Below are 5,541 nucleotides of genomic sequence, written 5' to 3' on the forward strand. Positions count from 1 at the left end.
TCCACCTTGTGCGGAGCCGGCCGACGCACAGGCGCCGGTATGACAACAGGTTCAGGGTCCGGCTCTAGCTCCTTGTTTTCCGGACGGAAAACCGGTTCCGACTTTTCCTGGAACTGCTCTATCGGCTCGGGTTTGGATCTTGCAGTGACGATTGGAATTTCCGGCTCGGCACGGGCTGGCTTTTCAATCAGCGGCAAAGATTCTTCGCGCTGTGGCGTAGTTTGTTCGGCGGCATCGACGCGGCGGTTCAGCTCTGCCTTGATCGCGGCCATGTCGGCGCGCATGCGATTGACCGCATCCTGCTCGGCTTCTTCGGAACTGAGGTCCTCGGGAATATCACTCAATGATGGTTGTGAGATTTCGCTGCCGGCTGCCAGGCGTAAAGCGCGCATGCGGTGATAGTGATCGAGATTGTCTTCGCCGCGAATGGATGTGATTAAGGGTTCGGGATCAACATGAGTCTCTCCCGCCGGTTCCGGCTGACTGGCAAACGAGAGAAGCGAGCGCCGCGGCCGCTTTGCCGTCTCGTTTTCACGATTACTCATTCCCACTTCAACTCCACGATCGCCCAACCAACGCGATTCAATTGCGGCACCACATCCACAGTTAATTCAACCTAAAGTTCTATGGAAAATAAAACGTTAATTATCAGCACCCATATGTCTGCAAGCTAACCTTGCCCTGGATGTCGTCTATACCACGTTTCGAAACGGCAAATACAAGCCGTTAAGTCTTTTGATGTAGAAATCCGGCGAATTCACGCTTGAGACAGTGCTTTCCCCGCAGCTTTGATTCAGGCATATCCGGCAGGACATGGAATTGGTTGCACGTCATCTGAAAGCCAATGCGGGGCTTATCCGCGACTATTTCTCCGTGATCAGTGGATCGGCGGGGCGGCTCGTCATTTCGCTCGCCTATTTCGTGGCCCTTGCCAATACACTTTCGATTGCGGAGTTCGGTCTGTTTGCCACGGCATCAGCAACCGGTGTCGTGCTATCACGCCTCGTCTCCTTCGGCTTTGTTTCACCGCTTTACCGGATTTCCACCGTGAAACCGCAATTGATTGGCGCCTATACGGGCGGCTTTCTCGCGGCGGTGGTTGTATCATTGCCGATCTTCATTCTTGCAGCCTATCTGATGCATCTGGTCTTCTTCGGTGCAGATCTCGCGCTTGGCACCTTTGCAGTGATCGTTGCAGCGGAAGCATTGCTTTGGCGGTCGCTTGAAGTTGTGGTCATCGTCAATAACGGCATGAACAGGTTCGGCCGGGCAGCATTGCTGGTCATTATCGGTACGGCATTGCGGGCAGCAGCGGCAGTGCTGTTCGCGTTCTCAAGCGTGACCAACCTCGCAATATGGAGCTGGTGGTATGCGGGGGCGAACGGCGTTGCGCTTCTTGTCGCAATCATCTTCTTCTACCCGCGTGTGCGGCTGCGGCTTATTCCCAAACTCTACCGCCGCAGGCTGGCGGATTCCTTTGCCGTCACAGGTGCCGAGGTACTCTTCTACGTCCAGTCCGAAATGGACAAGCTGCTGGTGCTTGCAGTCGGCGGACCACAAACGGCGGGTGTCTATGCGATCATCATGCGGCTCGTCGATCTGACCGCCCTCCCCGTCCGCTCATTCAACATGATGCTGGTACAAAAGTTGATGCGAACACCGGACATGCTGAAATCGCTCAAAATTCGGGGCGGCCTGGAGCTTGGAGTATTTTTGGTTTCGACACTCGGTCTGGCGGCGCTTGCACTCTTCCTTGCCATTTTCCCGCGAGCGCTTGGAGCGAATGTTGCCTCGGTCGTTTCGCTGTTGCCCTTGGTCCTGCTCGTGCCCGGACTGCGCAATCTCATCGAATATCAGGCGGAAATCCTTTATGCGCGCGGCCAATCTGGCCTGCGTGCGCTCAATCTCGCCTTGCTCGGCATCGCCAAGGCTGCACTGCTTTCGTGGATTCTTGTCGTGTTTCTCGATACCCACGATTGGATGATCTGGCTGAATGCCATGTTCGCCGTGCTTTATCTGCTATCGGCATATCTGACCTATCGAGCCATCAAGAAGCCGGCCCGACGCGTCTGAGAATTGACCCTGATGGGTATCTGATGCGACTTTCTGCGCTTCCGGTGCTCATGGACGAAAATGTCCACTGCGCTCCGGTTCTCGAAAGCCCCACCATATCCCTCATCAGGATCAATTCTTCCAGAGACCTTCTACGTCAGTAATTTCCGGATGCGGGCCGTATCGTCGCCGATGAAGGATTGCATGCCGATCGCGACCTGTTCCGGTGTCATCGCTTCAACGAAGGCAAGGAACTCCGCGTCCGTTGGCGCAGGCGCAAACCAGTAGACCCGGCAGAATTCGGCGGCGTCATGATAGTGCCCTTCGGCCATGAGCACTTCATCAGCATAGCGGCCATAGATCATGCATTCGGAAAACCGCCGCGACCGCCCGATCGCCGCGATCCAATGGCGCCCGGTAACCTTTTCGATGTGGTCGCACATGGTCAAAAGGGCGTCCCGCCGCCAAGCGATCAACGTGCCGATATAGTCGTGCCCAGCAGGGCTCACGGGGACGAGCCCGAGTACCTGTCCTGCGTGTTCGGACCAGATGCGCTGGTCGCCTGGTACAGGACGCACCAGGTCGCCATCGCGGCGGAACAGGCGCAAATCGCTGCCCCGCCAGACCGAGGTACAATCGAAGGATTTCAGGAAAGCGACATCGGAATCGATGTAGAAGAAAGCATCTTCATCCGTGTGTGCTGCAATGGCGATACGGCGAAACTGCTGCACGTGCCAGCCGCGCAAGGGCATCGTTCTTGGCGATAGCCAAATGCGGCGGCGACCAAAATTGCTCGGATCGGGAAACGGCCTGATCCAGCGGGGCAATAGATCGTTCTCATCGATCACCACACGACGCGGGTTTTCCAGCTGCTTGAACAGTGCAACGTCGCGGTGCTCGACCAAAATATAGTGTCTGGTGTAGCCGGTGACGAAACGATCAATTGTTTCGCAGAGCAATCTGCAGCGCTCAAAATCGGGCGCATAACTCGCGGTAACAAGTGCCGTTTTCGTCATGCCCCCCCGCCGACTTTGAATTTCGCCCGCATGACGCGTAGCAGAAAAAGTGGATTGCCGACAATGTACCGGTACCACAACCGGCCAGGTTCTTGCGCAAGGCGATAAAGCCATTCAAAGCGCAGCTTCTGCACGGTCAAGGGAGCCCGTGGCACCGTGCCAGCCATGAAATCAAACAGCGCACCAACGCCAAAGGCCAAGGTGCAATGTTCGGCCGTCAAGTTCTTCGCCATGAACATCTCCTGCCGCGGTACACCCATGGCGACGAGCAGGATATGCGGATGATATTCTTTCAGGACACGCAGAATGTATGGCTGATGCTCGCTTTTAAAGAAGCCGTCACTGATCACGCGGATTTCGTGCTGGGGCGTAAGTTGCCTGAAGCTCTCCGCAGCCTTTTCGACCACTTCACGGCGCGCACCGATGAGGCCAACGCGCAGAGAGCTGGTTTCTGCCGCAAGGAGTGCGGGCGTAAAATCCGTACCGTTGAGATTCGCCGGAAAAGGTGCGCCATGCAGGAGTTTCGAGGCGATATCGACCCCGAAGCCATCGGGAAGAACGAGGAATTGGTTCAAAGCCTGACGGAAATCAACATTCTCCTGCGCGAGATTAGCGTTGTGAGCATTGAGCCAAGTGACCAGGGCAAAGCGCTGCTGCGCTATACGCTCCCGCATGACTTCGATGGCATCCACCCAAGACAACGCCACAACTTCTACGCCGAGAATCGAACGATGTGGAATACCTGTTTCGCCCGAACTCATGCGGCTTCACGCCCATTTGCAATCCGGGTTTCAAGCCGGTCCAGCCCCAATCTTATCTGCTGGTCGAAGCGTACCAACTGCGCGGCGCGGAAGGCGTCCCCCTCACGTATCAAATCCTCACCTGCGCGCGCACGGGCCACCATGGCGTTTACCGCCTTGGCAAAGCCGACGGGATCATCGGCGACAATGCAATTATCCGKAATATCTTCGATGCCCCGTACAGAAAGCGCGGTGGCGACGCTAGGCAGACCCAATTCGAATGTTTCGATCGTCTTGAGCTGGACGCCGCTTCCGGCGCGGCTGATCAACGGAATCACGGCACAGCCGCAGACGAAATCCGTCGCGTCGGCCACACGACCGGCGAAGGTAACATCAGGCCATGCAGCTTTGAGATCGGCTGGGGTACTTCCGGCGATGGTCACGCCGATGTCCTTGTCGAGATGCGGTACAACCTCACGCAGGAACCATTCAAGACCAATGCGGTTCGGCTGCCAGGTCCAGGTTCCTATCAAGCCTAGGTCGCGTACTATTTCACGTCCTTTGCTTTTCGCCGCATCGGCGCCGGTCACGAGCGGAAGTGCCGCGGCACGTCCGGTTCCGGATAGACCCAGCGCATCGATATCGTCATCGGCCAACGTGAAGACGAACGACGCCTTGCTGCACAACCGCTTCTCAAGACCCATCAGAAGCCGGGACTCCCGGCCGAACAGATACTTCTGTACGGGGCTGGTTGCCGCTTCGGCATTCTCGCGCGCCGAGCGATGTTCGACATTGTGTGCGATGAAGATTTGCGGCTTGTCATCAAAACAGTCCTCGAATGCCCCGGGCAGTGGCACGCCGTTGAGCACGTAAGCGTCGAAAGGCTCTATTGAGGCGATCGCGGCACGGAACGCTTCCTTGGTGACGACGCGCAGCTTGACCGACGAGACCGTGAGACCCGAAATCATTGCCTTGCCGAACCAACGCAACTTTTGCGCAAAGTTCGCTGTGTCGTTGCGCACGTCCACTTCACCGAGGACGATTGTGTTATCCGGATCGAGCGGCTTGCTCCCGGGCCAGACAAATCCGATCACGGTGACGCGAGCGCCGGCACGTACAAGGCCATCGATGATCGCTTTGTTGGCAATCTCATAGCCGGTCGTCGGCTTACCATCCGGTACCAGCGATGTTACGAACAGCAAATGCAAAGGCTTGATGCTCTCCACGACGATTTAATTCTCAATATTTGATTTGATCGCAGAATGTAATGAAATGTTGAATAAGCGACTCTTATAAGTTGTAACCATGGATAACGGATAAATACTCCGGCGATGAATCTCGATCTCCCAGAAAATATCGGCGTCGTGGCACAATCACCCGGCCTCAAGCCGGAAACGATTGACATCGTCGTGACGCTGCCGACGTTCAAACGTCCGGAACATCTATTGAAAACCTTGGCGTCGCTTAAAGCCCAGGTGACCACACGGCGCTTTGCCATCGTCGTCATGGAGAACGAGGCCGAAAAACGTGAGGGAGCGGAAGCAGCAAAACCGCTGTTCGAGAGTGGCGAACTTCCGGGCCTGCTGATCATCGCGCATGATCGCGGCAATTGTAATGCCTACAATGCAGGATGGTTGACCGCGCTGAAGGCCTTTCCAAATTTCACGTCACTGCTGGTTATCGACGATGATGAAGTCGCCGATCCGAATTGGCTGGAGAACATGTGCAAGACG

Annotated in this window: 5 protein-coding genes and 1 pseudogene; 2 read left to right on the plus strand and 4 right to left on the minus strand. The window is 56.2% G+C overall.

The annotated features are described in order from the left end of the window. Positions 1-545, minus strand: a pseudogene (locus tag ACXJ5O_RS17455) (hypothetical protein); the annotation flags it as partial. Between the two features lie 274 nt (positions 546-819). Here ACXJ5O_RS17455 and ACXJ5O_RS17460 point away from each other — a divergent pair. After that, positions 820-2,073: a lipopolysaccharide biosynthesis protein gene (locus ACXJ5O_RS17460; RefSeq protein ID WP_457300991.1), complete on the plus strand. Its 1,254-nt coding sequence runs from the start codon at positions 820-822 to the stop codon at positions 2,071-2,073. A gap of 131 nt (positions 2,074-2,204) precedes the next feature. Here the strand turns inward: ACXJ5O_RS17460 and ACXJ5O_RS17465 are convergent, their stop codons facing one another. The 3 genes from ACXJ5O_RS17465 to ACXJ5O_RS17475 are packed head-to-tail and all read right to left on the minus strand — an operon-like array spanning position 2,205 to position 5,016. Beyond that, the gene (locus tag ACXJ5O_RS17465) at positions 2,205-3,068 is read right to left on the minus strand and encodes a DUF6492 family protein (RefSeq protein ID WP_457300992.1); all 864 of its coding nucleotides are present in this window, start codon (positions 3,066-3,068) and stop codon (positions 2,205-2,207) included. After that, positions 3,065-3,829 (minus strand): WecB/TagA/CpsF family glycosyltransferase, encoded by a 765-nt coding sequence (locus ACXJ5O_RS17470; RefSeq protein WP_457300993.1) that lies wholly within the window; start codon positions 3,827-3,829, stop codon positions 3,065-3,067. The genes ACXJ5O_RS17465 and ACXJ5O_RS17470 overlap by 4 nt, the downstream gene beginning before the upstream one ends. Beyond that, positions 3,826-5,016: a glycosyltransferase family 4 protein gene (locus tag ACXJ5O_RS17475; RefSeq protein ID WP_457300995.1), complete on the minus strand. Its 1,191-nt coding sequence runs from the start codon at positions 5,014-5,016 to the stop codon at positions 3,826-3,828. Before ACXJ5O_RS17475 ends, ACXJ5O_RS17470 begins: the two co-directional genes overlap by 4 nt. A 123-nt stretch (positions 5,017-5,139) precedes the next feature. On the opposite strand from ACXJ5O_RS17475, the gene ACXJ5O_RS17480 reads away from it, so the two are divergent. Further along, a partial coding sequence (locus ACXJ5O_RS17480) for a glycosyltransferase family 2 protein (protein ID WP_457300994.1) occupies positions 5,140-5,541 on the plus strand: 402 nt, incomplete at its 3' end.

It is taken from the genome of Phyllobacterium sp. P5_D12, from assembly GCF_054049495.1.